The sequence below is a fragment of the Streptomyces sp. NPDC038213 genome (assembly GCF_055600495.1).
On the sequence record NZ_JBVJYM010000002.1, the window covers coordinates 10,982 to 36,515 of the forward strand.

The following is a 25,534-nucleotide window of genomic DNA, read 5'->3' on the forward strand; positions in this document are numbered from 1 at the left end:
GAGCCTCCCGGGGCCGGGGGGCCCGGGAGCACGGAAGGGGCGGGCGTCCGCAGGGACGCCCGCCCCTTCTTCAGGTGCGGATCAGGCTGCCGGGTACTACTCGACGACCTTCTCGATCTGGACGCTGCCGCTGCCCGCCGCGGTGCCGCGGGCGTTGACCAGCGAGACCTCGCCGAAGAACTGACGGCCCGCGGGGGCCGCGCTGCCGACGAGCACGTTGGCGCTGACCGTGGCGGAGGCGCCGTTGGCCAGGTCCACCGTGGCGGTCTCGTCGACCTGGACGGAGCCCAGGGAGTCGGCGAAGAACACGTCGCGGTAGTTGTACGTGGTGGTACCGGCCGGGATCGCGTAGCCGATGACCTTGACGGTGTAGGTGCCGGCGGCCGGGTTGACCAGGCTCACGGCCTCCTCGGAGTCGCCGTCGGCCGCGGAGCCGACCAGCACGCCGTCCCGGTAGACCTCGAGGTCCAGGTCGGCACCGGCGTCGGACACGCCGCCGATGGCGACGTCCAGGCGCTTGGCGCCCGCGCTGATGGTGACCTCGGAGGTCTGGGTCTCACCGTTGGCGATGGAGGGCTTGGCCACCTTCGCGGAGCCGAGCGGGCCGCCCTTGAGCTTGCCCTGCAGGCCCGCCCAGTTGTTGGTGACGTTCCACTGGACCGGCGCCGGGGTGCCGATCTTCGCCTCGGGGATGACCTTGACCGCGGGGTCGAAGGCCGCACCGAGTACGGAGACGTCCAGCTTGTACGGGTTGTCGAGCAGCGGCGACGTACGGCGCGACTCGACCTCGATCTCCCAGACGCCCGGCTGCGGGTTGGTGACCGACCGCAGGTCGGGGCGGCAGGTGTTCGCCGGGTTGTTGTAGTTCGGGTAGCAGTTCGTCGTGGCCGTCGGGTCCACGGCGACACCGTACGGGTGCAGCGAGATGAAGCGGGTCTGGCTGCCCTCGGCGAGACCGCTGAGCGCGACCTCCAGGGACTTGGCGCCGGCCGGCACGTTCACGAAGTAGGACGTGTGGCTGTTGCGCTGGACCGTGCCGGTCTCCGTGAAGCCGAAGGAGGGCTTGGTCAGCTGCTTGGCGACCACGACGGTCGACAGGACCTGCTTGTCGATGCCCTCGGTGGTGGCGTCGTCGAGCTGCAGGATGCCGCTGAAGACACCGCCGGCCTTGGCCTTGGCCTGGACCTTGATGGTGACGGGCTTGTTCAGGGGCAGGGTGACGTAGTCGTAGTCACCGAGCACCTTGAAGGTGCCGTCGTTGTTGCGCCAGGTCAGGTCGTGGCGGATGCCGTACTTCGGGCCCGAGGTGCGGGTGACGACGACGTCGTAGACCTTCTTCTGGCCGGCCTTCAGGCCGCCCTCGCGGTCGTAGATGCCGGTGCCGAAGCCCGGGGTCTTCAGGAACTGGTCGAGCGCGGTGTCGACCGGGGCCTTGACCGTGTAGTCGTGGGCCTTGGCACCGCGCTGGATCGAGTCCCAGGCGGCGACGACGTCGATCAGGCCGGAGCCCTGCTCGTGCGCCTTGTAGCCCTTGATCTTCTTGGCGGTGGTGGTCAGCGCCGTGCGCAGGGCGGCCGGCGGCAGGGCCACCTTCGCCTGCTTGGCGGCCGAGATCAGCAGCGCGCTCGCGCCCGCGGCCTGCGGCGAGGACATCGAGGTGCCCTGCAGCATGCCGTAGCCGGCCGGGAGGGCGTAGCCCGCCTCGGCGACCGGCTGGCCGGCCAGCCAGGTCTGGATGGTGTTGATGGACGCACCGGGGGCGGTGATCGAGGGCACGAAGCCGCCGTCCTCACGCGGACCGCGCGAGGAGAAGGGGAACATCGCGTACTTCTTGTCCACGCCGGAGCCGTAGTTGGCGGCCCACGTGTCCTTGGAGATCGCCGCACCGACGCTGAGGACCTTGTCGGCCAGCGAGGGGTCGCCGATGGTGTTGACGCCCGGGCCCGAGTTGCCGGCCGAGATGACCAGCTGGACGCCGTAGGTGTCGATCAGGCGGGTGTACATCTCGGAACGCGCGTTGTTGCCGTCGTTCAGCGCCGGCAGGCCGCCGATGGACATGTTGACGATGTCCACGCCGCGGTTGACGACGAGGTCGATCATGCCCTCGGTCAGCGCGACGTTGGTGCAGCCGCCGCTCCAGGAGCAGGCGCGCGAGGAGACGAGCTTGGCGCCGGGGGCGGCACCGTTCATCTTGCCGCCGAACAGGCTGTTCGCGGCGGTGATGCCCGCGACGTGGGTGCCGTGCTCGGACTCGATGATGCCGACGTTGACGAAGTCGGCCTTCTTGCCGACCCAGTCCCCGCCCAGCGGGTCCATCGGGACGTCCTTGCGGATCTCGATGACGAACGGGATGCGCTCGGCGACCTCGGTGGCCGGGTTGTCCGTACCGAAGTAGCCGATCTGGAAGCCGTCCTTGTACGCCTTCATCGGCTCGTTGTCCGTGAAGTCGTTGTTCTGGTCGGTGTCCACGCGGACGGTGCCCGCGGCGGCGTCGTAGAGCAGGCCGAACCGGTCGGTGGTGTCCCCGTCCCGGTTGACGTCGCCCTTCATGTCACCGTTGGCGGTGATCGACTCGGAGAAGCGGCTCCACTGGTAGTCGCCCGCCGGGGCCTTCCAGGTGGTGCCCGCCGCGGTGAACTCCGTGCCGGAGACCGGGGTGATCTGGGCGCGCCAGGTGCCGTCGCTGTCCGTGATCGGGTCGGTCGCGGTGACCCAGTCGACGATCTTGCGCTCGCCGGTGGTGGTCTTCTGGAGCGCCGGGTGACCGAGGTCGACGCCGGAGTCCATGATGCCGATGGTCACACCGCGGCCGTCGGCCTGCGGGTTCTGCTTGACGAAGTCCACCGCACCGGTCTCGAAGGACGGGTTGTACGGGTTCTTCGCCGGAGTGCTCTTGCCCGGGGCCGGGTACGAGCCGGGCGCGGGCTTGGCCTTGGCCGCGGCGCTCTCGGCGCCGGCGTCAGGGCGCGGGTCCTCGCGCTTGATCTCGTGCTTGAGGTCGATGCCGACCACGGAGGACAGCTTCGCCGCGGCGTCGAGCGCGGCGCCGGCCTTGTCCGTCGGCAGCGTGGCGCGGACGTAGCCGAGCTTGTCGTACGTCTTGCCCACGGAGGCACCCGGGACGGCGTCGAGCTGGGAGGCCACCTGCTCGGTGGCGCCGGGGGCGGTCGCGACCATCGCGGTGACGGTCTTCGCGCCCTTCGCCTCCGCCTCGGCCAGGAGCTTGGCGTCGTCGGAACCGAGCTTCTCCTCGGCGGACTTGGGTGCGGAGGCAGCCGGGTCATCGGCGGCGAACGCGGCGAAGGCGGGCACGGGCCCCGTGGCCGCGAGCGCGGCCACCAGACCCGCGGCGGCCGCGACGCGGGCGGCGCGTCTTGCCCCGGATATCGAACTGGGGGATTCGAGGGTCATCAGCATCCCTGATACGTGAAAGAAACGGTCCGGATTTCGGTGCCGGATGACCGGTCAGCTTTCCGCAAGTGACAGCCGTTTGGGGAGGGCTGTCGGGTACGGGTGTTCGTCATGGCGGACATCCGCCAGGGCGAGGGATGCGTCAGCGGGCCCGTACCCGGACAGAGGGGTACGAGTCGAAGGGCGGCGAAAGTCGATATGTCGACTCAGTGGTCTTCGCGTGAACGTGCGTAGTGGCGGGACGCTTTGGCCCGGTTTCCGCAGGCCGCCATCGAGCACCAGCGCCGGGTGCCGTTCCGCGAGGTGTCGAAGAAGTGCAGGACACAGGCCTCGTGGGCGCATGCGCGGATCCGGTCGGGCGCGCTGCCCAGCAGGCCGAGGTAGTCGTACGCGGCGGTCCACGCGGGACCCCAGGCGCGGTCCTCGAACTCGGGGGTCTGCCCCGGCCCCGCGGCGGTCAGCGTCGGGCGCAGCCGGCCGTGCCCCAGCACCGCGTCGACGAGGGTGCGCGCCCCCTCGTCCGCGGGGTCCGCGACGGCCCGCGCGAGGGCCTCGCGCGCGGTCAGCAGGTGCACCAGGGCCGCGGGGTCCGCGCGGAAGCGCCCGGCCAGGCCGGCCCCCTCCAGCCACAGGGCCATGCCCTCCATGCGGGTCAGGCCCGCGGCCCCGGCGAACAGGTCCTGCCGCTCGCCGTCCTGCATCCAGCGGGTGTTCAGCAGGTCCAGGGAGACGGGCTCCCCGAGCAGCGGGCGGGGGTCGGTGGCGGCGGTCATCGCGGGTTCCTTCCTCGGCTAACCACTCAAGGGTACGTGAGCGGTTGACGCCCCTGGCTCTAACCCCTAAAGTCCTTTTCAGAGGTTAGAGAAAACGGCAGGAACACCGATACGCCCCTCCTGAAGCACGCCTCCTGAAAGGGATCCCGTCATGACGTCTCCCGGCACGCTCACCACCGGCCACGTGGGCCTCAACGTCACCGCACTCGACCGCTCGCTCGCCTTCTACCGCGACGCGCTCGGCTTCGAGGTCCTCGGCGAGGGGAAGGAGCCCGACCGCCGCTTCGCCTTCCTCGGCCGGGACGGGGTGCTCGCCCTGACCCTGTGGGAGCAGGCGACGGACCCCTTCGCCCCCGCCGCCGCGGGCCTGCACCACCTGGCCCTGTCGGCCGGCTCGATCGAGGAGGTGCGCGGGTACGAGACCCGGCTGCGCGGGCTCGGCGTCGCGTTCGCGTACGACGGGGTGGTCGCGCACGGGGAGGGGGCGGCCTCGGGCGGGATCTTCTTCCACGACCCGGACGGCACCCGCCTGGAGATCTCCGTGCCCACCGGGGCCGAGGGCGCCCCGGCCCCCAGCGACTCCGCGCCGACCTGCGGGTTCTTCTAGGAGCCGCCGCTACCGGCCCGCCGTCCGATCCGAGCGCCGAGGAGTGCGTACGCCATGACAGCAGCCGTCGCGCGGCCCTACCACCGGGGTTCCCGCGCCGTACAGGACCGGGTCGGGGTCCGGGAGCTCGCCGACCACGTGGGCCGCTCCATCGGCCCCGGCATCAAGGAGGTCGCCGCCGCCTTCCTGGCCCTCCAGCCGCAGCTGGTCCTCGGGGCCGCCGACGCCCCGGGTCCCGGTGGCCGGATCTGGGCCTCCCTGCTGACCGGTGCGCCCGGATTCGTCCGGGCCACCGGCCCGCACCGGATCTCCGTCTCCGGCGGGCTCCCGGCGGGCGACCCGCTCGCGGAGGCCCTCGCCGCACCCGGCACCCCCGTCGGCACGATCGCCCTCGACCCGCGCACCCGCCGCCGGATGCGGCTCAACGGCACGGCGTCCCCCACCCCGGGCGGCTTCGCCGTGGAGGCCGACCGGGTCTTCTCCAACTGCCCCAAGTACCTGCAGAAGCGGCACCCGCTGGCCGTGGAGCCCGAGGGTCCCGGAACGGTACGCCGCGCCGCGGCCCTGACCCCCGACTGGCAGCGCGCGGTCCGCACCGCCGACACCTTCTTCGTCGCCACCACCGCCGAGGGAAGGGTGGAAACCAGCCACCGCGGCGGTGCCCCCGGCTTCGCCGAAGTGCTCTCCCCGACCGAACTGGCCTGGCCCGACTACCCCGGCAACGCCATGTTCCTGACCCTCGGCAACCTCGCCGCCGACTCCCGCGCAGGCCTCCTCCTGCCCGACTGGGAGACCGGCGGGGTCCTCCAGCTCACCGGCCGGGCCCGCACCGAGTTCGGCCCCGGCGGCAGCCGGACCGTCCGCTTCACCGTGCAGGAGGCCGTCGGGGCCCTGCACCCCGGCCGGCTGCGCTGGAGCTCCCCCGAGTACTCCCCGGCCAATCCGCCGCTGCCCGGCGGGCCTCACCGCGGCAGCACCACGAGGTAGGCGGCCGGGTCCCGGTCCGCGGAGGCCGTCAGCGCCGTCCGGATCACGGCCGCCTGCTGTTCGGCGTGGTCGCGCAGCTTGCGCGGGGTGAGGTACACGACCGTCAGGCCCAGCCGCTCCAGGGCCTCCCGCTTGCGCGCGTACTGCGACCACTGGTCGTCCCCGCCCTGCCGCGGGGCCCGGGTGTCCAGCTCCACCGCGACCGCCTGGTCGGGCCAGTAGGCGTCCACCCCGCCCAGGTGCGGGCCGCCCGGCACCCGCAGGTCCACGTTCCACAGCGGGTCCGGCAGCCCGGACTCCCGTACGAGCGCGTACAGCCGGTCCTCCGCGATGGCCCGGCCCTCGGCCAGCAGGGAGTCCACGGCGTCGACCACGTGCGGCCGGTTCAGCAGCCGCGCCTGCGTCAGCTCCCGTACCACCGCGGCCGGTTCGCAGTGCCCGCCCCGCACGGCCTCGCTCAGCAGCCGCCGGACCGTGCCCGCGTCGGACAGGTGCGCCACCGCGTCCGCGAGGGCGCGGGCCACGGGCGCCACCGGCAGCCCGGTCACCTGCTGCGCCTCGGGCTGCACCGGGTGCGCCCGTACGATCCGCACCCAGCCCGTGGACCGCAGCCGCCGCGTGGCCGGGACCAGGACGTCGATCCGGTCCAGGGCGGGCAGCGGGGGAGCGGAGGCGAACTGGTACAGGGCCAGGGCGGCGAGCCCCGTGACCATCACGTCGGCGCCCCGGCGGCCCGCGTACAGCAGGGCCGCGTGCAGCCGCTCCTCGCTGGTCGGCAGACCGGGGTGGAGCAGGAAGACCCCCGGGAGCACCTGCTGCCACGGGCCGCCGGGGCGGCAGCGCTGCGCGGTGTCGGAGGGGGTGATGCCGTGCTCGCGGAGCTGGCCGACACCGAGCACGCGGGGGCGCGAACCGCTCAGGTGGTGGAGCGGGCGGGGGGCGGAAACGCCCTGGAAGGCGGGGGTGTTGTGGTTCATGCCGCGGAGATTCCCGCCACCGGGGGCCCTGATAACCGCTGTTACACGCCCGTCGACAAACCCGGACAACCCCGCACTAAAGTACGGGAGTTCGACTGCCGACACTGCGCAGCGGATTCGTACCGCTACTTTCCGTATGCGAAACGGCGGGCGGGGGCGGTGCCGGATCCCTCCGGCACCGCCCCCGCCCGTTCCGTGCCCGGCCGTCAGCCGTCAGCCGTCAGCTGTCAGTCGAAGCCAGCCGTCGGTCAGCCCGCGGCCGCGTCGCAGGCCTGCGCCCGCAGCGCCCGCGCCAGGTCGTCGCGCGCCTCCAGCACCAGGCGCCGCAGCGCCGGGGCCGCGTCCCCGTGCGCGCCCAGCCAGGCGTCCGCCGCGTCCAGCGTGTCCTGGCCGTCCTGGAGCGAGGGGAACAGCCCGCTCACCACGTCCATGCCGATCTGGATCGACCGCTCGGCCCACACCCGCTCGATGGCCTCGAAGTACTTCGGGGCGTACGGGGCCAGCAGTTCGCGCTGCGAGGGCTGCGCGAACCCTGCGATGGTCGCCTCCACCAGGGCGTTCGACAGCGCGTCCGACTCCACGACGGCCGCCCACGCCTGCGCCTTGACGGCGGCCGAGGGCCGCGCGGCCAGGCAGCGCACCGAGTGCCGCTTGCCGGAGGCCGTGTCGTCGCGCGCCAGCTCCGCCCCGATCCGCTGCTCGTCGGCGAGCCCGTGGGCCGCCAGCGGCTCCAGGAGGGCCCAGCGCAGCTCCTGGTCCACGTCGAGGCCGTCGATCACGGCGGATCCGTCCAACAGCCCCTGGAGCAGCTGGAAATCCGCCTCCGCGGCAGCCGACGCGGCGAAGAAGCGGGCCCAGGCCAGCTGGTGCTCCGAACCCGGCTCGGCCTTGCGCAGCTCGCCGAGCGCCCCGGCCGCCAGCTCCCGGGAGCCCTGCTCGCGCCACTGCGGGGCGGCGTAGGAGGTGACGGCGCCGGTGGCCTGCGCGTGCAGCATCTGGAGCACGCCGATGTCGCTCTCGCGGCCTGCGAAGTCCAGCACCAGGGAGACGAACTCGCGGGCGGGCAGCAGCCCGTCGCGGGTCATGTTCCACAGCGCCGACCAGCACAGGGCCCGCGCCAGCGGGTCGCGCAGGTCGCCCAGGCGGGCCCGGAGGGTGTCCAGCGAGCCCGCGTCGAAGCGGATCTTGCAGTAGGTCAGGTCCTCGTCGTTGACGAGCACGAGGTCGGGCTTCTCGGCCCCGGCCAGCTCGGCGACCGCGGTGCGCGGCCCGGCCACGTCGACCTCGGCACGCGCGTAGCGCACCAGCTCCCCGCCGTCGTGCCGGTACAGGCCGACGGCCACCCGGTGCGGGCGCAGCTCGGCGCCGTCCTGGGCCACCGCCAGCTCGGCCACGCGGCCGTCGGCGCCGTAGACCACCTCGGGCGTCAGGGAGTTGACCCCCGCGGTCTGCAGCCAGGCCCGCGACCAGCCGGCCATGTCCCGGCCGGAGACCTCGGCGAGCACCGACAGCAGGTCGTCCAGGGTGGTGTTCCCGTACGCGTGCGCCTTGAAGTAGCGGCGGGCGCCCTCCAGGAAGGCGTCCCGGCCGACGTACGCGACCAGCTGCTTGAGGACCGCCGCGCCCTTGGCGTACGTGATGCCGTCGAAGTTGAGCTTGGCGTCCTCCAGGTCGCGGATGTCGGCCGTGATCGGGTGGGTGGACGGCAGCTGGTCGGCCCGGTAGGCCCAGGCCTTGCGGTTGTTGGCGAAGGTGACCCAGGCCTGGTCGAAGCGGGTGGCCTCGACCAGCGAGAAGGAGCCCATGAAGTCCGCGAAGGACTCCTTCAGCCACAGGTCGTCCCACCACTTCATGGTGACGAGGTCGCCGAACCACATGTGCGCCATCTCGTGCAGGATCGTGTTCGAGCGCCGCTCGTACGAGGCCCGCGTGACCTTGCCGCGGAAGATGTACTCCTCGCGGAAGGTGACCATGCCCGGGTTCTCCATCGCGCCGAGGTTGTACTCGGGGACGAAGGCCTGGTCGTACTTCCCGAAGGGGTACGGGTAGTCGAAGTTGTCGTGGAAGAAGTCGAAGCCCTGCTTGGTGACCAGGAAGACGTCGTCCGCGTCGAAGTGCGGGGCGAGCCCCTTGCGGCACATGGCGCCCAGCGGGACGGTCAGGTCCCCGCGGGTGTAGGTGTCGGTGACGTAGTGGTACGGGCCCGCCACCACGCAGGTGATGTACGTCGAGATGGGCTCGGTGCGCGCGAAGCGCCACTCGCCGCCCTCGCGGGACTCCTCGGCGCCGTTGGACCACACCTGCCAGCCCTCGGGGGCGGTGACCCGGAACTCGTACGGGGCCTTCAGGTCGGGCTGCTCGAAGTTCGCGTACACCCGGCGCGCGTCGGCCGGCTCGTACTGCGTGTAGAGGTAGACCTCGCCGTCCTCCGGGTCGACGAAGCGGTGCATGCCCTCGCCGGTGCGGCTGTAGGCGCAGTTCGCGTCCACGACCAGGGTGTTCTCGGAGGCCAGGGCGTCGAGGCGGATCCGCGCCCCGTCGAAGACCTCGGCCGGGTCCAGAGCCGTCCCGTTGAGGGTGACGGAGTTCACCGAGGGGGCGATCAGGTCCGCGAAGGTCGCGGCGCCGGGCACCGCGGACCGGAAGCGGACGGTGGTCACCGAGCGGAAGGTGCGGGGACCCTCCGGGCCGGCCTCGGCCCCGTCCACCGCCGAGCGGAGGTCGAGAGCGACCTCGTACGCGTCGACGGAGATCAGCTCGGCCCGCTCGCGGGCCTCCTCGCGTGACAGATTCTCACCAGGCACGGGCACTCCTTCGTGCGAGTTCGCCTTCAACTGAGCGAATCCTCCCACGGGGAATGCGCAGGACCGCAGGCTGGTTGCCCTGGTGACCCCTTTGTACGACGCATGGCGTACGAACCCGGCCGAGAGAGAAGGACCCGAGGAACTCGATGTCCGAGACCCAGCTGCGCGAGAAGACCCCCGTCGACTTCTGGTTCGACCCGCTGTGCCCGTGGGCCTGGATGACCTCCCGCTGGATGCTGGAGGTCGAGAAGGTCCGCGAGGTGGAGGTCCGCTGGCACGTGATGAGCCTCGCGGTCCTCAACGAGGACAAGCTGCACGAGCTGCCCGAGGTCTACCGGGACCTGCTCGGCCCCAAGGGCTGGGCCCCGGTGCGGGTGGTCACGGCCGCCCAGCAGAAGCACGGCGACGAGGCGGTCGGCAAGCTCTACACCGCCCTCGGCACCCGCTTCCACAACAACGGCGAGGGCCCCACCCGCGAGGCGATAGCCGGCGCCCTGGCCGACGCGGGCCTGCCCGCGGAGCTGATCGACCACGCCGACTCGGACGAGTACGACGCGGTGCTGCGCGCCTCGCACGCCGACGGCATCGACCGCGTCGGCCAGGAGGTCGGCACGCCCGTCATCTCCGTACCGGGCGCGGACGGCGCCGAGGTCGCCTTCTTCGGCCCGGTGGTCACCCCGACCCCGCGCGGCGAGGCGGCGGCGCGGCTGTGGGACGGCACCCTGCTGGTGGCCTCCACGCCGGGCTTCTACGAGATCAAGCGCACCCGCACGGCCGCCCCGTCCTTCGAGTAGGACTTGGCGGCAGGTCCGGGCAGCCCCCGGGAGCCCCGGCAGGCCCCCGGGAACGGCGGAAGGCCCCCGCGAGTCACGTCCTCGCGGGGGCCTTCCGTTCCACACGTCCGCTGGTGAAGGCTGAGAAGACGATCACGAGGCGGACGGCCGGTGGGTGCCGATCAGCCCTTGGCGGGGATCAGCAGCGGGGTGTTCGCCTTGGCGTCCGCGTAGCGCTTGGACACGTCCTGCCAGTTGACGACGTTCCACATCGCCTCGATGAAGTCCACCTTCTGGTTCTTGTACTGCAGGTAGAAGGCGTGCTCCCAGGCGTCGAACACGAGGATCGGGGTGCTCGCGACACCCACGTTGCCCTGGTGGTCGTAGACCTGCTCGACGACCAGGCGGCCGCTGACGGGCTCGTACGCGAGCACGCCCCAGCCGGAGCCCTGGGTGGCCGAGGAGGCGAAGGTCAGCTGCTTCTTGAACTTCGCGAAGGAGCCGAAGGACTCGGTGATCGCGTCGGCCAGGTCGCCGAGGCCGTCCGCCGCGGTCGGCTCGCCGCCGCCCTCGCCGGTCTTCGGGCTGGCCATGTTGTGCCAGTAGATGCTGTGCAGGATGTGGCCGGAGAGGTGGAAGGCCAGGTTCTTCTCCAGGCCGTTCAGCGCGCCCCAGTTCTCCTTGTCGCGCGCCTCCTCCAGCTGCTCCAGGGTGTTGTTGGCACCCGTGACGTAGGCCGCGTGGTGCTTGTCGTGGTGCAGCTCGATGATCTGCGGGTTGATCACCGGCTCGAGCGCCGAGTACTCGTACGGAAGCTCGGGAAGCGTGTAGATGGCCATGCGTGTTATCCGGTCCCCTCAGCGTGCCAACTGCTATTGCAATCAATGCGCAACTGCACGCTAGCAGTATCTATTCCTCGGCACATGTAAGGCTTACCTCTGTAAAAGCCCAGGTGGGCCCGTGCCATCGCACGGGCCCACCTGGACTGTCGGGGGAGGGGGAGGGCGGTTCAAGGCCCCCGGCGGTCAGTTCCGGACGCGGCCGTCCCGGCTCCGGGCGGCCGCCGACCGCTGCAGCGCGTACCCGGTCAGGGCCAGCGCGGCCGTCAGGCCGCCGGTGAAGACCACCTGCACGCGGGTGTCCGGGTCCCAGGCCATCAGGCCGAGCACCCCGGCCACCCCCGCCAGGGCCACCCAGGTCAGGTACGGGAAGCCCCACATCTTCACGACCAGCCTCCCCGGCGCCTCGCGCTCCATCCGACGGCGCAGCACGAACTGCGAGACCGCGATGAAGCCCCAGACCACGAGGATGACCCCGCCGACCATGTTCAGCAGCCAGGCGAAGAGGGTGTCCGGGTACCAGTAGGACAGCAGGACGGTCACGAAGCCGAAGCCGGAGGAGGCCAGCACCGCCCGGCGCGGCACCCCGCCGCCGGCCCTGCCCAGGGCCCGCGGGCCCTGGCCGCGGGCCACCAGCGAGTACGCCATCCGCGAGGAGCCGTAGATGTTGGCGTTCATCGCCGACAGCAGGGCGATCAGGATGACCACGTTCATGACCTGCCCGGCGCCCGGGATGCCGAGGTGGTCCAGCGCGGCGGCGTACGGGCCCTTGGCGGCGCCCTCGGAGTTCCACGGGATCAGGGTGACGATGACCAGCATCGAGCCGACGTAGACGATCGCGATCCGCCACATGGTGGTGCGCACGGCCTTCGCCACGCCGCGGACCGGGTCGTCCGACTCGGCCGCCGCGATGGTCACGGTCTCCAGCCCGCCGTACGCGACCACCGAGGCGAGCAGGCCGACGAGCAGGCCCTCGACCCCGTTGGGCAGGAAGCCGCCGTCGTGCAGCAGGTTCGCCGCGCCGGGGGAGTCGGTGCCGGGCAGCACCCCCAGGACCGCCAGGGTGCCCAGGGTCAGGAAGAGCCCGATCGCGCCGATCTTCAGCGCGGCGAACCAGAACTCGAACTCGCCGAAGCGGGAGACGGCGGCCAGGTTGCTGCCGCAGAAGACCGCCATGAAGACCAGCACCCACAGCCAGGACGGGGTGCCCGGGAACCAGCCGACCATGATCTGCGCCGCGCCGATGGCCTCGATGGCCACGCCCACGCACAGCAGGGTCCAGAACATCCAGCCCGCGGTGAACCCGGCCCAGGGGCCGATGGCCCGCTCGGCGTGGACGGAGAACGAGCCCGAGGCCGGGTTCGCCGCCGACATCTCGCCGAGCATCCGCATCACGAACATCACCAGCACGCCGGAGGCCGCGTACGCGAGCACGATCGACGGGCCCGCGGCCGCGATGCCCGCGCCCGAGCCGACGAAGAGGCCCGCGCCGATGACCCCGCCGAGGGCGATCATCGAGAGGTGGCGCTGCTTGAGGCCGCCTGCCAGGGGGGATCCGCCGGGGCCCGTGGGGCCGGCCGGCGCTGCCGGGTCCGCCTGCGGCGGCGTGAGGGTGCTGCTCTGGGGCATGGGTCTGGCCTGTCCGGTTGTACGGAGGGACGGGAGGAGGTGCCCCAGTCTGACCCCTGTCCGCTCAGCGGACGTTTGGTGTCCGCTATCCGGACATCCGTTTCACGGGAAGTGATCGTTCCGGCACGCGGGAGCCCCCCGCCCCGGCCCGGACCCGCCCCCGGATACGCGGAGGCCCCCGGCGCGCCACTGCGCACCGGGGGCCTCCGCGTATCCGGCCGGCGGGCCGTCAGCCCGCCGCGGCCCGCCGGCCGCGCAGCTCGCGCAGCCCGGCCACCGCCAGCACCGCGGCCGCCGCACCCGCCGACCACAGCAGCTGCGGCCGCGCCGCATCGTCGAACAGCATCAGCACGAACACCGCCGCCATCCCTGCCAGCGCCGCCCAGGTCAGGTACGGGAACGCCCACATCCGCAGGGTCAGCCGCTCCGGGGCCTCCCGCTCGATCCGGCGCCGCAGCCGCAGCTGCGAGACCGCGATCAGCGCCCACACGAACAGCAGCACCGCACCGACGGCGTTGAGCATGTAGAGGAACACCGTGTCCGGCCACAGCAGGTTCAGCACCACGGAGAAGAAGCCGAAGGCCACCGAGGCCACCACCGCGCGCCGCGGCACCCCGCCCGGGGACACCTTCAGCAGCGACCGCGGCGCCTCGCCCCGCTCGGCCAGCGAGAACACCATCCGGGAGGACCCGTACAGGTTGGCGTTGAGCGCCGACAGCAGCGCCACGAAGACCACGATGTTCATGATCTGCGCGGCCGAGGGGATCCCGATCGAGTCCAGGGCCGCCACGTACGGGCTCTCGCCCGGCTGCAGCGAGTCCCACGGCAGCAGGGTCACGATCACCAGCATCGAGCCGATGTAGAAGAAGAGGATCCGCCACACCGCGCTGCGCACCGCCCGCGCCACCGAGCGCGCCGGGTCCTCGGACTCGGCCGCCGCGATGGTGACCACCTCCAGGCCGCCGAAGGCGAAGACCACCGCGAGCACTCCGGAGACCACCCCGGCCCAGCCGTGGGGCAGGAAGCCCCCGTCCCCCGTCAGGTGGGACAGCCCCACCGGGTCGGTGTCGGGCAGCAGCCCGAAGACCGCCAGGGTGCACAGGACCAGGAAGAGCACGATCGCGGCGACCTTCAGGGCCGCGAACCAGAACTCGAACTCGCCGAAGTTCCGCACGGCGGCCAGGTTGCTCAGCGTGAAGACCACCATGAACACCAGCACCCAGGCCCACTGCGGGACCCCCGGCAGCCAGCCGTTCGCGATCTTCGCCGCCCCGGTGGCCTCCACGGCCAGCACCACGACCAGCAGGAACCAGTACAGCCACCCCACCGAGAACCCGGCCCAGCGGCCCAGTGCCTTCTCCGCGTGCACGGAGAAGGACCCGGAGGCGGGCATCGCGGCCGACATCTCGCCCAGCATCCGCATCACCAGCATCGCGAGCGCGCCCGCGAGCAGATAGGAGACGACGATGCCGGGGCCCGCCAGGGTGATGCCGGCGCCCGAACCGACGAAGAGGCCCGCGCCGATGACCCCGCCGAGTCCCAGCATGGTCAGGTGGCGCTGCTTGAGACCGTGGCCGAGGGGTTCCTCGGCGAGATCCGGCAGAGGTGCTTGTGACATCCGCACAGTGTCCCCGAGCGGGGAGCGGCCGCGCAAAACGGACGGGGGACAACTAAAGAGCGCGTGATCCGTGTCACTTCGGACCTTCCGTACGGGCCCGCCCGGCCCGCGCTTTGTGCACTTCCCACGAAACGGGGCGGCCACGCTTTGTGACCGCGCGACGTGGGGCCGGGCCCCCGGCCGCGGCTAGCGTCGCGGTGTCCCTCCCCGAGGGGGCCGCCCTCCCGCCCCGCGTCCCCTCACGGTCCACTCCCCCCGAGTTCCACGGAGCCCCCATGAGCACCGCTTCCGTCCCCTTCCGCCCCGGCGCCGTCCTCGCCGACCTGATCCCGGCCAGCCGCACCCGCGACGCCGCGCTGGTCCTCGGCGGGGCGGCCCTGATGGGCCTGGCCGCGCAGGTCTCCGTACCGGTCCCCGGACTGGTCGTCCCCGTCACCGGCCAGACCTTCGCCGCCCTGCTCGTCGGCACCTCCCTCGGCGCCCGCCGCGGCTTCCTGTCCCTCGCCCTCTACGCCCTGGTCGGCATGGCGGGCGTGCCGTGGTTCGCGGGCGGCACCTCCGGCGCGGGCGGGGCGACCTTCGGGTACGTGCTCGGGATGCTGCTGGCCGCCACCGTGGTCGGCGCCCTCGCCCGGCGCGGCGCGGACCGCTCGGCGCTGCGCACCGCGGCCGCGATGGCCGTCGGCTCGCTGGTCGTCTACGCCGTCGGGGTCCCGTACCTCGCACTGGCCACCGGGATGTCCCTGTCCGCGGCCGTCGCGGCGGGCATGGTGCCCTTCCTGATCGGCGACGCCCTCAAGGCCGCGCTGGCCATGGGCCTGCTGCCGACCGTGTGGAAGCTCCTGGGCCGCCGCGGCTGAGCCGGTCCCTTCCTGCCCCGGTGCAGAAGGGCACAGGAAAAGGGGAGAACCCCCGGACGCCGTTGTCCGGGGGTTCTCCCCTTGGTACGTGCACGTGCTGTGTGCCCGCCGTCCGCTCAGGGGGTCAGCGAGGTCCTGCGCCGGCGGTCGAGCACCACGCCGATGGCCACGACCACGCCCGCGACCAGGGTGGAGAGGGTCACGACCTCGCGGTTCGCGTCGTCGAAGAACATGTAGCCGATCACGAACATGATCAGGCCGGCGGTGGCCCAGGTCAGCCACGGGAAGAGCCACATCTTGACGGTGAGCTTCTCCGGGTCCTCGGCGAGCAGGATCCCGCGCATCTTCAGCTGGGTGAAGCAGATCACCAGCCAGACGAACAGGGCGATCGCGCCGGAGGAGTTCAGGAGGAAGGTGAAGACCGTGTCGGGGTTGGTGTAATTGAAGACCACCGCGACGAAGCCGAAGACGGTGGAGCCCAGGATGGCCGCGACCGGCACGCCCTTGGCGTTGACCTTGGCGAAGGCCTTGGGGGCGTCGCCGCGCTCGCCGAGCGAGAAGGCCATGCGGGAAGCGGTGTAGAGGCCGGAGTTCAGGCAGGAGAGCACGGCGGTCAGGACGATGACCTCCATGATCGTGCCGGAGTGGGCGATGCCGATCGAGTCCAGGGCGGCGACGTACGAGCCCTTCTCGGTGATCGACTTGTCGTTCCACGGCAGCAGGGTCAGCACCACGAAGATCGAGCCGAGGTAGAAGACGCCGATCCGCCAGATGACGGAGTTGGTGGCCCGGGTGACCGCCTTGCGGGGGTTCTCCGACTCGCCGGCCGCGAGGGTGACGATCTCGCTGCCCATGAAGGAGAAGACGACCATCAGGACGCCGGTGAGGACCGCGCCGTAGCCGTTCGGGAAGAACCCGCCGGTGTCGGTCAGGTGCGCGAAGCCCGCGCCGGGGTTGTCCGAGCCCGGCAGCACGCCGAAGACGGCGAGCATGCCGATCACGACGAAGGCGCCGATGGCGACGACCTTGATGCCCGCGAACCAGAACTCGAACTCGCCGTACGAGGCGACCGAGCCCAGGTTCGTCAGGGTCAGCACGGCCATCACGATCAGGGCCCAGGCCCACTGCGGGACGGACGGGATCCAGCCCTCGAGGATGACCGCGCCCGCGGTCGCCTCGACGGCCAGCACGACCACCCAGAAGAACCAGTACAGCCAGCCGATGGAGAAGCCCGCCCAGCGGCCGAGGGCGCGGTCGGCGTAGGCCGAGAAGGAGCCGGAGTTCGGGCTCGCGGCGGCCATCTCGCCGAGCATCCGCATCACGAAGACGACCATCGTGCCGACGAGGGCGTACGAGATCAGGATGGCGGGGCCGGCCTTGGCGATACCGCCGCCGGAGCCGACGAACAGGCCGGCGCCGATGACACCACCGATGGCGATCATGGACAGGTGGCGGTTCTTGAGACCGGCCTTCAGACCGTCGGAAGGCTGCGGGGCGCCGGGGTTGCCGGAGGAGTCGCCTGCCTTCTGAAGGGTCGTCGTGGAGCTCATGGACGAATCCTTAGGTTCTCGGGTTACGAGCCCGGGCATTCAAACCCGGGATGAACACGGGACGGAAGGCCCGAATCCGGATCGTTGCCGTAGGGCAAAGGTCCGGGCCAATCGTCCCGACCCCCCTCAACTGGGAACTTTGGGATAACTTGAGCTTCCGGTGTGACGTGGGCGACACCGCACCCCCACCCCGTGCGACCCCCGAGGGGGGCTCGTGCCACACTCGGGACCATGCGCGTGTACCTCGGATCCGACCATGCCGGCTACGAACTCAAGAACCACCTCGTGGAGTGGCTCGAGGCCAACGGCCACGAGCCCGTGGACTGCGGCCCCCACATCTACGACGCCGTCGACGACTACCCGCCGTTCTGCCTCCGCGCCGCGGAGAAGACCGCCGCGGACAAGGACAGCCTCGGCATCGTGATCGGCGGCTCCGGCAACGGCGAGCAGATCGCCGCCAACAAGGTCAAGGGCGTCCGCGCCGTACTGGCCTGGAGCGTCGAGACCGCCAAGCTCGGCCGCGAGCACAACAACGCCAACGTCATCTCCGTCGGCGGCCGGATGCACACCCAGGACGAGGCCGTCTCCTTCATCGAGGCCTTCCTCGCCACCCCGTACTCCGGCGAGGAGCGGCACACCCGCCGCATCGACATGCTCTCCGCCTACGAGCTCACCGGCGAACTGCCCCCGATCCCGGCCCACCACCCCCAGGACCGCTAGGCAGGACCAGCAGGACCAGCGGCCGTCCCCCGCGGGGGACGGCCCGGCACGGCGCCCGCCCCGGGCGCCGACCGACCGAGGAGAGTCAGCCGTGCCCGAGGGGCATACGATCCACCGCCTCGCCCAGGACCACACCGAGCGCTTCTGCGGCCGCCCGGTCCGGGTCGGCAGCCCCCAGGGCCGCTTCGCCGAGGGCGCCGCCCTCCTCGACGGCAGGGAACTCGACACCGCCGAGGCCCACGGCAAGCACCTCTTCCTCGGCTTCGGCGAGGACTGGATCCACATCCACCTCGGCCTCTTCGGCAAGTACGGCTTCGGGCCCGCCCCCGCCCCGCCCGCCACGGACACCGTCCGCCTGCGGCTGCGCAACGAGCAGCACTACGCCGATCTGCGCGGCCCCACCGCCTGCGCCCTGATCACCGGCCCGGAGAAGAAGGCCGTGCACGACCGCCTCGGCCCCGACCCGCTGCGCCCCGACGACGACCCGGACCGGGCCTGGGACCGGATCTCCCGCTCCCGCACCACCGTCGCCGCCCTCCTCATGGACCAGAAGGTCGTCGCCGGAGTCGGCAACGTCTACCGCGCCGAGGTGCTCTTCCGGCACGGCATCGACCCGTACCGCACCGGCCGCGACCTCACCCGCGCCGAATGGGACGCCGTCTGGGCCGACCTCGTCCTCCTCATGCGCGAGGGCGTGCGCAACAACCGCATCGACACGGTCCGCCCCGAGCACCTGCCCGAGGCCATGGGCCGCCCGCCGAGGGTGGACGACCACGGCGGCGAGGTGTACGTCTACCGCAGGGCGCAGCTGCCCTGCCACATCTGCGGGGGCGAGATCCGCACCGCCGGTCTCGCCGCCCGCAACCTCTTCTGGTGCCCGGCCTGCCAACAGCGCTGAACCGGCCGGGCCGCTCCCTCGGGGCCGTCCCAGCTAGAACCCGTGCGGCAGCCAGGGCGCCACATCGCCCGCGAAGGCCCGCGAGGCCTCCGCCAGCGCCCCCGGCCGCAGTTCCCGCACGCGGCCCGCGGCCGCCAGCGCGGTCAGCGGCACGCCGCCCAGGTACGCCGAACCCAGCTCGCGCACCGTCAACTCCAGGTCCGCCGGGTCGTCCGTACGGGTACAAGACGCGCCCTTGCCGTCACCCGTGAGCCGCCAGCGGCCCTCGTTCCACGGACAGAACGCGTCCTGCACCCCGAGGACCACGTCCACCGGCGAGCCGTACGTCCGCGCCTCCAGCGCCCCGCCCACCTCCACCAGCCGGACGAACAGCGAGTCCCGCAGCCCCACCCTGCAGCGCCGCACGTCGTCGACGAGGTACTGCCAGGCGTCGTCCACGGGCCGCCGCCGGAGCTCCACCGTGCCCGTCAGGTCGATGCCCCACAGGAAGCGCAGCAGCGCCGCGTACGCCGCCGGATCGAGCGCCTCCAGGTCGCGCACGGCCACCACGCCGTCCGCGCCCTGAGCCGACCACCGCGGCCGGTTGTGGAAGCGCGCGTAGCCCACCACCCGCCCCCCGCGCTCCGCCAGGACGCACTGGAGCGGCGAGCCCCCCTCGCGCAGGGACACCGGGTCCGTGATCCCCTGCCGCTCCCAGCCCGGCTGCCGGGCCGGCATCCCGGGCCGCCCCGGCACCAGCGCCGCGTACACCGCCTCGCACTGCGCCAGCGCGTCCGCCGGCTTCACCAGCCGCAGCCGCACCGCGTCCGTGCCCTCCGGCACCGACAGCCGCACCCGGTCCGTGTCGATCTCCGCCGTGAGCTGGTAGGTCCCGACGCCGTACCCGAAGCGGCCGTAGATCGCCGGCTCCGAGGCCGTCAGCACCGCCAGCGGCTCCCCGGCCGCCCGTACGTCGTCCAGCAGCCGGCGCATCATCGAGCTCAGCACCCCGCGGCGCCGGTGCACGGGCGACACCCCGACCATCGTCACGCCCGCCGTCGGCACCAGGGCCCCGCCCGGCACCGAGAGCCGGAAGCTGAACGCCCCCGCCGACCCGACCCAGGTGTCCCCGTCCTCCCAGACCCCCAGCGAGCGCTCGCACTCGGTCAGGCCGCGGTACAGCTCCCGCTCCTCCGGGGCCTCCGCCACCCCGCCGAAAGCCAGCTCCAGCCCCTCCCACCAGGCATCCCACTCTTCGGGGCGCAACACACGCATTTCGATCGTCATGTCCCATGCCTACCAGGGCAATACGCCCCGGTCGACCGGATTTCGGGCAGGCGCGCGCAGCCGCCGGAGCGCCCCCCGGCGCGCACTCCGGCCCCCGCGCCCGGGCCCCTTCCCGGGGGTACGCGTGCGCGCCCACAGCGAGGATGGATAGGGTCCCGAAGCAATGGCCGGAGCTCGCGTGGAATCGTTCTCGGCCCGGATGCGCAAGGCGGCGCACCGGGTCCGCACAGCCTTGCGGAAATCCGCCGTGGACTACTTCCGCGGCGACGCCTCCGACTGGCTGGCCCTGTCCGGACTGCTGCTGACCGTCCCCGCCATCGCGCTCGGGACGATCACCATGCCCGTCTGGTTCGCCCCCTCCGCCCTCGTCCTGCCCATCGTCGCGGGCGGCCTGCTGCTGCGCCCCGCCAGCCTCCTCGGGCTCTACGCCGCCTCCGCCGCCGCCCTGATCGTCGAATCCGTCGTCCTCGGCCCGTACACCCAGGGGCCCGGCCGGGTCACCCCCGGAACCGTGCTCGTGGTCGCCGCCTGCGGGTTCTTCGGACTCGTCATCGCCCAGTTCCGCAGCCGCGTCGGCGTCCCCTGGCGACGCGGCGGCACCATGCTCTTCGACCTGCGCGAACGCATCCGCGTCCAGAGCAAGCTGCCCGCCCTGCCGCGCGGCTGGCACCGCGAGATGGCCCTGCGCCCCGCGGGCGGCCAGTCCTTCTCCGGCGACTTCGTCGTCGCCGCCCGCACCAACGGCGGCCGCACCCTCGAAGCCGTCCTCACCGACGTCTCCGGCAAGGGCATGGACGCCGGCTCCCGCGCCCTGCTGCTCTCCGGGGCCTTCGGCGGGCTCCTCGGCTCCCTGCCGCCCCCCGCCTTCCTCCCCGCGGCCAACGGCTACCTGCTGCGCCAGGACTGGGACGAGGGCTTCGCCACCTCCATCCACCTGGTCCTCGACCTGGCCACCGGCGACTACGAGCTCTTCTCCGCCGGCCACCTTCCCGCCGTACAGCTGACCGCGGGCACCGGCCGCTGGCAGGAGAAGTCCGGCGAGGGGCCGCTGCTCGGCGTCTACGACGGGGCCGAGTTCACCCCAGCCCGCGGCAACCTGCGCCCCGGCGACGTCCTGATGCTCTTCACCGACGGGCTCGTCGAGACCGCCGACCGCGATATCAGCGAGGGCATCGACCGGCTCACCGGCGAGGCCGACCGGTACGTGTCCTCCGGCTTCGAGGGCGCCACCTGGCACCTCATCGAGAAGGTCGCCAAGGACGTCAACGACGACCGCGCCCTCCTCCTGATCCGCCGCTCGTCCTGACCCGCCGCCGCCCGGCCGACTCGCCGCCGCCCGACCGGCCCGCCTGGTCGCCACCCCCGCCCGCCCCGCCGCCCGCCCGGCCACCCTGTGCGGATTGGCCCGGGTACGGGCCCCCGCGGCGGGCTAGCGTGCGGCCATGGACCCGCAGCTCGCCGCCGACCTGGCCCGCCTCCCCGACCTCCTCGACGCCACCCGCCGCCACGCCGCCGACGTGCTCGCCGGCCTCTCCGACCGGCCCGTCGTACGCCCCGCGGCCGACGGGGGCCCCGGGGCGCCCCCGCCCCCGCCGCTCCCGCTGCCCGGGTCCGGCGCCGGGACCGCGGCCGCCCTCGCGGCCTTCGCGGAGCGCTGGGAGCCCCGCTTCTCCGCCTCCGCGGGCCCCCGCTACCTCGGCTTCGTCACCGGGGGCGCCACCCCCGCCGCCCTCGCCGGGGACTGGCTCACCGCCGTCCACGACCAGAACTCCAACTCCGCCCTCGACGGCGGCGGCCAGGACCTGGAGCGCGAGACCGCCGGCTGGCTGCGCGAGCTCTTCGGCCTCCCCGCCGCCCACACCGGCACCCTCGTCAGCGGCGCGACCATGTCCAACACCACCGGGCTCGCCATCGCCCGCGAATGGCTGGGGGAGCGGCTCGGGGTCTCGCCCGCCGAGGACGGCGCCGCCGCCCTCGGCCCGGTCCGGGTGCTCTCCGGAGCCCCGCACTCCTCCATCGGCAAGGCCCTGTCCGTCCTCGGCCTCGGCCGCAGCTCCCTGGTGCAGGTGCCCACGCTGCCCGGCCGCGAGGCCGTCGACCCCGCCGCCCTCGACCGGGCCCTCGCCGAAGCCCCCGGCCCCTGCATCGTCGTCGCCAACGCCGGCACCGTGAACACCGTCGACTTCGACGACCTCGCCGCGGTCGCCGCGCTCAAGTCCCGCCACGAGTTCTGGCTCCACACCGACGCCGCCTTCGGCGCCTTCGCGGCCCTCTCGCCCGCGCACGCCCACCTCACGGAGGGGCTCGGCGAGGCGGACTCCGTCTGCATCGACCTCCACAAGTGGCTGAACGTCCCCTACGACAGCGCCGTGCAGTTCACCCGCCGCCGCGACCTCCAGGCCCGGGTCTTCCGCAACTCCGCGGCCTACCTGGGCCCCCTCGGCGAGGACCCCGACCTCGTCCACCTCACCCCGGAGAACTCCCGCAGGCTGCGCGCCCTCGCCGCCTGGTTCACCCTCGCCGCGTACGGCCGCAGCGGCCACCGCGAGATCGTCGAGCGCACCGCCGACTGCGCCGCCGCCCTCGGCGCCCTCCTCGACCGGGACCCCGCCTACCGGCTCCTGGCACCCGTCCGGCTCAACGTCGTCTGCTTCACCCTCGCGGGCGACCCGGACCCGGCCCGCCTCGAAGCCCTCCGCGCGGCCGTCTCCCCGGAGGTCTTCCTGACCCCGACCGTCTACGGGGGAACCCCCGCCCTGCGCGCGGCGTTCTCCAACTGGCGGACCACACGGGCCGATGCGGAGCGCATCGCCGAGGCCCTCAGGAAGGAGGCCCCGTGACCCGGGAGCACCGGATGCTGACCCTGGCCGAGGTCGAGGCCCTCGCCCGCGCGGCGCACGAGGGGCAGACCGACAAGGCCGGCCGGCCCTACGCCGAGCACCTGCGCGCGGTGGCCGAGGGCGTGCGCGCCCGCGGCGGCAGCGAGCAGCAGATCGCCGCCGCCTGGCTGCACGACTCCGTGGAGGACGCGGCCCTCGGCCGGGCCGAACTGGACGCGGCCGCACTGCCGCAGTCCGTCAAGGACATGGTCCTCGCCGTCACGAAGCGCGCCGGAGAACCGGTCGAGGAGTACACGGCCCGGATCCTCGCCACACCGGGCGCCCTCCTCGTCAAAGAGGCCGACCTCGCGCACAACGCCGATCCGGCCCGGCTCGCGGTCCTCGACGCCCCGACCAGGGACCGCCTGGCCCTGAAGTACGCCCGCGTAAGGGAGTTGCTCGGCCTCGTGGCCGGCTGACGGCCGGACGGGCCCCGAAGCACGCTGCCGGAGAAGCCCGTTGGCGGGATCCGGACGTCCCGGAATCGGCACCGATTCGCCACCGGGCGGATAGCCGGGGCCCGTTGGTGGCACGATGGTCCATGTGGGGGTGTGCGCGGCCGCGCGCCCCGGGCCTACGAAGGCCGATCAGGGGACGACCGAGGGTGTGATCCGTAGTGGCCATTTCGCTGTCAGTGGTGGTTCTGTTGGCCGTGATCATGGTGATTCTGATCCGCGGCAACCACATCAAGACCGGACCGGCGATCGTCGCCGTGCTCTTCGGCTTCTTCCTGGCCTCCAGCTCGATAGCGCCGGACGTCGAAAAGTTCCTGGAGTCGCTCAGCACGACGATCTCCAACATCGACCTCTGAGGCGGCGCGCGCCGCAGCGCCGCCGACACGCGAAGAGCCGGCCCCGCACTGCGGGACCGGCTCTCCACCGTGGAGCGGGCGACGGGAATCGAACCCGCGTAGCTAGTTTGGAAGACTAGGGCTCTACCATTGAGCTACGCCCGCATACAGCGCACCGCAGGTCAGGAGACCGCGGTACGGACAGCATCCTAGCGGGTCCCCGCGTCGGAGCGCACACCACATTCCGGGCAGTGCCGCGGGCGGCGTTCCAGGCGGCGAAACACGCGTATCCCACACCCCGCGGGCATGTACCCTACGTGTCGCACCGACGGGGTGTGGCGCAGCTTGGTAGCGCGTCCGCTTTGGGAGCGGAAGGTCGTCGGTTCGAATCCGGCCACCCCGACCAGCGCACGCCCGTCCCCTCCGCCCGCCCGGCTCCGGCCAGGCGTTTCGCGATCAAGGCCACCTCTTGATCGCATTGTGGGCGGCCGACCGCTTGCGGCTACTATGCAAGCTGCGTGCCCGTGTGTCTGATGTACCGGGCCCGATCCGCCGGACCGCTGAATACGCAGCATCGGCAGAACCCCAGAAGTCAGCCACAAGGAGACCGAACCGTGAAGAGCGCCGTGGAGACCCTGAACCCGACTCGGGTTCGGCTCACTGTCGAGGTGCCCTTCGAGGAGCTCAAGGACAGCCTCGACGCGGCGTACAAGAAGATCAACCAGCAGGTCACGGTCAAGGGCTTCCGCAAGGGCAAGATCCCGAACCGGGTCATCGACCAGCGCTTCGGCCGCGGTGCGGTGCTGGAGGAGGCCGTCAACGACGCCCTCCCGAAGTTCTACACCGAGGCCGTCAACGAGGCCGAGGTCAACCCGCTGGGCCAGCCCGAGGTCGACATCACGGAGCTGAAGGACGGCGAGCTGCTGGCCTTCACCGCCGAGGTCGACATCCGCCCGACCATCGAGATCCCGGACTACTCCGGCATCGAGGTCGAGGTCGACGCCATCGAGGTCACCGACGAGGACGTCGAGAAGTCCGTCGAGCAGCTGCGCGGCCGCTTCGCCTCCACCAACCCGGTCGAGCGCGCTGCCGAGGACGGCGACGTCGTGACGATCGACCTCGAGGCCAAGGTCGACGGCGAGGTCCTGGAGGACGGCGTCGCGTCCGGCGTCTCCTACACCATCGGTTCCGGCGAGCTGCTCGACGGCATCGACGAGGCCGTGAAGGGCCTGGAGGCCGGTGGCGAGGCCACCTTCGCCTCGCAGCTCAAGGGCGGCTCCGCCGAGGGCAAGGACGCCGAGATCACCGTCAAGGTGACCGCCGTCGCGGCCAAGGAGCTGCCGGAGCTCGACGACGAGTTCGCGCAGATGGCGAGCGAGTTCGACACCCTCGACGAGCTGAAGGCCGACAGCCGCAAGCGCCTCGAGAACATGAAGCAGTTCGACCAGGCCACCCAGGCGCAGGAGCGCGTCCTGGAGAAGCTCCTCGAGCTGGTCGAGGTCCCGATCCCCGAGAAGCTGCTCGAGGACGAGGTCAACACCCGCAAGCACAACCTGGAGCACCACCAGCTCGGCCAGATGGGCCTGACGCTGGAGAAGTACCTCGAGTTCCAGGGCAAGACCGTCGAGGAGTTCGACGCCGAGACCCGCGAGCAGGCGGTCAAGGGCATCAAGACGCAGTTCGTCCTCGACGAGCTCGTCAACAAGGAGAAGCTGAACGTCAACCAGGAGGAGCTGACCGAGCACCTCCTGCGCCGCGCGCAGTCCTCCGGCATGTCGCCCGACCAGTTCGCCCAGGCCGTCGTCGAGGGCGGCCAGGTGCCGATGCTCGTCGGCGAGGTCGCCCGCGGCAAGGCCCTCGCGGTCGTCGTCGAGGCCGCCAAGGTCGTCGACACCAAGGGCGAGGTCGTCGACCTCTCCGACGACGAGGACGAGGTCGAGGAGGCCGCTGCGGTCGTCGAGGCCGCCGTGGACGCCGACGCCGAGGCCGAGGCCAAGTAAGCCCCCGCGGACCGGCTGCGGCCGGCCCGCACCGAAGGGCCCGGACGTGCGCGTCCGGGCCCTTCGGGCATCCCCGGGCGGGCTGCGGGGGGCGCCGGGGGAGTCGGTTTCCGGCCAGATTCCGGGGCTCCGCCGGGGCTCTTCCACCTTGCG

Annotated in this window: 20 protein-coding genes and 2 tRNA genes; 12 read left to right on the top strand and 10 right to left on the bottom strand. The window is 72.3% G+C overall.

The window, feature by feature from the left end; genetic code table 11:
* Positions 1-96 precede the first annotated feature (96 nt).
* Both ACZ7JZ_RS02800 and ACZ7JZ_RS02805 read right to left on the bottom strand, forming a co-directional pair.
* Entirely contained in the window at positions 97-3,411 is a 3,315-nt protein-coding gene (locus ACZ7JZ_RS02800) for a S8 family serine peptidase (RefSeq protein WP_470932489.1), read from the bottom strand.
* 206 nt (positions 3,412-3,617) lie between these two features.
* On the bottom strand, positions 3,618-4,184 hold the full coding sequence (locus tag ACZ7JZ_RS02805; RefSeq protein WP_470932491.1) for a CGNR zinc finger domain-containing protein: 567 nt from the start codon (positions 4,182-4,184) through the stop codon (positions 3,618-3,620).
* Positions 4,185-4,335: 151 nt separating this feature from the next.
* On the opposite strand from ACZ7JZ_RS02805, the gene ACZ7JZ_RS02810 reads away from it, so the two are divergent.
* A complete protein-coding gene (locus ACZ7JZ_RS02810) occupies positions 4,336-4,791 on the top strand; it encodes a VOC family protein (protein WP_470932493.1) in 456 nt (151 codons plus the stop codon).
* A 54-nt stretch (positions 4,792-4,845) separates the two neighbouring features.
* Positions 4,846-5,778: a pyridoxamine 5'-phosphate oxidase family protein gene (locus ACZ7JZ_RS02815; RefSeq protein ID WP_470932494.1), complete on the top strand. Its 933-nt coding sequence runs from the start codon at positions 4,846-4,848 to the stop codon at positions 5,776-5,778.
* Here ACZ7JZ_RS02815 and ACZ7JZ_RS02820 read toward each other — a convergent pair.
* Positions 5,754-6,755: a hypothetical protein gene (locus ACZ7JZ_RS02820; RefSeq protein ID WP_470932496.1), complete on the bottom strand. Its 1,002-nt coding sequence runs from the start codon at positions 6,753-6,755 to the stop codon at positions 5,754-5,756. The two genes, ACZ7JZ_RS02815 and ACZ7JZ_RS02820, sit on opposite strands and share 25 nt — an antisense overlap.
* Before the next feature lie 248 nt (positions 6,756-7,003).
* Positions 7,004-9,559: an aminopeptidase N gene (gene pepN, locus ACZ7JZ_RS02825; protein ID WP_470932498.1), complete on the bottom strand. Its 2,556-nt coding sequence runs from the start codon at positions 9,557-9,559 to the stop codon at positions 7,004-7,006.
* A gap of 146 nt (positions 9,560-9,705) precedes the next feature.
* Here pepN and ACZ7JZ_RS02830 point away from each other — a divergent pair, with 146 nt between their 5' ends.
* The gene (locus ACZ7JZ_RS02830) at positions 9,706-10,353 is read left to right on the top strand and encodes a mycothiol-dependent nitroreductase Rv2466c family protein (protein ID WP_470932499.1); all 648 of its coding nucleotides are present in this window, start codon (positions 9,706-9,708) and stop codon (positions 10,351-10,353) included.
* A gap of 161 nt (positions 10,354-10,514) precedes the next feature.
* Here the strand turns inward: ACZ7JZ_RS02830 and ACZ7JZ_RS02835 are convergent, their stop codons facing one another.
* From ACZ7JZ_RS02835 to ACZ7JZ_RS02845, 3 genes are all read right to left on the bottom strand, one after another.
* Complete coding sequence (locus ACZ7JZ_RS02835; RefSeq protein WP_470932501.1) at positions 10,515-11,171, bottom strand: superoxide dismutase; 657 nt, start codon at positions 11,169-11,171, stop codon at positions 10,515-10,517.
* 186 nt (positions 11,172-11,357) lie between these two features.
* Positions 11,358-12,800: an amino acid permease gene (locus ACZ7JZ_RS02840; RefSeq protein WP_470932503.1), complete on the bottom strand. Its 1,443-nt coding sequence runs from the start codon at positions 12,798-12,800 to the stop codon at positions 11,358-11,360.
* A gap of 229 nt (positions 12,801-13,029) precedes the next feature.
* Positions 13,030-14,418 carry an amino acid permease gene (locus ACZ7JZ_RS02845; RefSeq protein WP_470932505.1) on the bottom strand — a complete coding sequence of 463 codons (1,389 nt, stop codon included), beginning with the start codon at positions 14,416-14,418 and terminating at the stop codon, positions 13,030-13,032.
* A 275-nt stretch (positions 14,419-14,693) separates the two neighbouring features.
* On the opposite strand from ACZ7JZ_RS02845, the gene ACZ7JZ_RS02850 reads away from it, so the two are divergent.
* Complete coding sequence (locus ACZ7JZ_RS02850; protein WP_470932507.1) at positions 14,694-15,278, top strand: biotin transporter BioY; 585 nt, start codon at positions 14,694-14,696, stop codon at positions 15,276-15,278.
* A 116-nt stretch (positions 15,279-15,394) separates the two neighbouring features.
* On the opposite strand, the gene ACZ7JZ_RS02855 is transcribed toward ACZ7JZ_RS02850, so the two are convergent.
* Complete coding sequence (locus ACZ7JZ_RS02855) at positions 15,395-16,828, bottom strand: amino acid permease (RefSeq protein WP_470932509.1); 1,434 nt, start codon at positions 16,826-16,828, stop codon at positions 15,395-15,397.
* Between the two features lie 231 nt (positions 16,829-17,059).
* Between ACZ7JZ_RS02855 and ACZ7JZ_RS02860 the strand changes: the two genes are divergently transcribed.
* Together ACZ7JZ_RS02860 and ACZ7JZ_RS02865 are read left to right on the top strand one after the other, a co-directional pair.
* Positions 17,060-17,548, top strand: coding sequence for a ribose-5-phosphate isomerase (locus ACZ7JZ_RS02860; protein WP_470932511.1), 489 nt, complete (start codon positions 17,060-17,062; stop codon positions 17,546-17,548).
* 91 nt (positions 17,549-17,639) lie between these two features.
* Positions 17,640-18,446 (top strand): Fpg/Nei family DNA glycosylase, encoded by an 807-nt coding sequence (locus ACZ7JZ_RS02865; RefSeq protein WP_470932513.1) that lies wholly within the window; start codon positions 17,640-17,642, stop codon positions 18,444-18,446.
* Positions 18,447-18,479: 33 nt separating this feature from the next.
* Here ACZ7JZ_RS02865 and ACZ7JZ_RS02870 read toward each other — a convergent pair whose 3' ends face one another.
* Positions 18,480-19,712, bottom strand: a complete 1,233-nt coding sequence (locus tag ACZ7JZ_RS02870; RefSeq protein WP_470932515.1) for a GNAT family N-acetyltransferase — start codon at positions 19,710-19,712, stop codon at positions 18,480-18,482.
* 163 nt (positions 19,713-19,875) lie between these two features.
* Between ACZ7JZ_RS02870 and ACZ7JZ_RS02875 the strand changes: the two genes are divergently transcribed.
* The 4 genes from ACZ7JZ_RS02875 (at position 19,876) to ACZ7JZ_RS02890 (ending at position 23,402) form a co-directional block, all read left to right on the top strand.
* Positions 19,876-21,018, top strand: coding sequence for a SpoIIE family protein phosphatase (locus tag ACZ7JZ_RS02875; protein WP_470932517.1), 1,143 nt, complete (start codon positions 19,876-19,878; stop codon positions 21,016-21,018).
* Positions 21,019-21,154: 136 nt separating this feature from the next.
* Positions 21,155-22,552 carry a pyridoxal phosphate-dependent decarboxylase family protein gene (locus tag ACZ7JZ_RS02880; RefSeq protein ID WP_470932519.1) on the top strand — a complete coding sequence of 466 codons (1,398 nt, stop codon included), beginning with the start codon at positions 21,155-21,157 and terminating at the stop codon, positions 22,550-22,552.
* Positions 22,553-22,566: 14 nt separating this feature from the next.
* Positions 22,567-23,010, top strand: coding sequence for an HD domain-containing protein (locus tag ACZ7JZ_RS02885; protein ID WP_470933361.1), 444 nt, complete (start codon positions 22,567-22,569; stop codon positions 23,008-23,010).
* Between the two features lie 197 nt (positions 23,011-23,207).
* Positions 23,208-23,402 (top strand): hypothetical protein, encoded by a 195-nt coding sequence (locus ACZ7JZ_RS02890; protein ID WP_470932521.1) that lies wholly within the window; start codon positions 23,208-23,210, stop codon positions 23,400-23,402.
* A gap of 70 nt (positions 23,403-23,472) precedes the next feature.
* Here the strand turns inward: ACZ7JZ_RS02890 and ACZ7JZ_RS02895 are convergent.
* Positions 23,473-23,546, bottom strand: a tRNA-Gly gene (locus ACZ7JZ_RS02895).
* Positions 23,547-23,710: 164 nt separating this feature from the next.
* Between ACZ7JZ_RS02895 and ACZ7JZ_RS02900 the strand changes: the two genes are divergently transcribed.
* Positions 23,711-23,787, top strand: a tRNA-Pro gene (locus tag ACZ7JZ_RS02900).
* A gap of 208 nt (positions 23,788-23,995) precedes the next feature.
* Entirely contained in the window at positions 23,996-25,381 is a 1,386-nt protein-coding gene (gene tig, locus ACZ7JZ_RS02905) for a trigger factor (protein ID WP_470932523.1), read from the top strand.
* Positions 25,382-25,534: the final 153 nt, after the last annotated feature.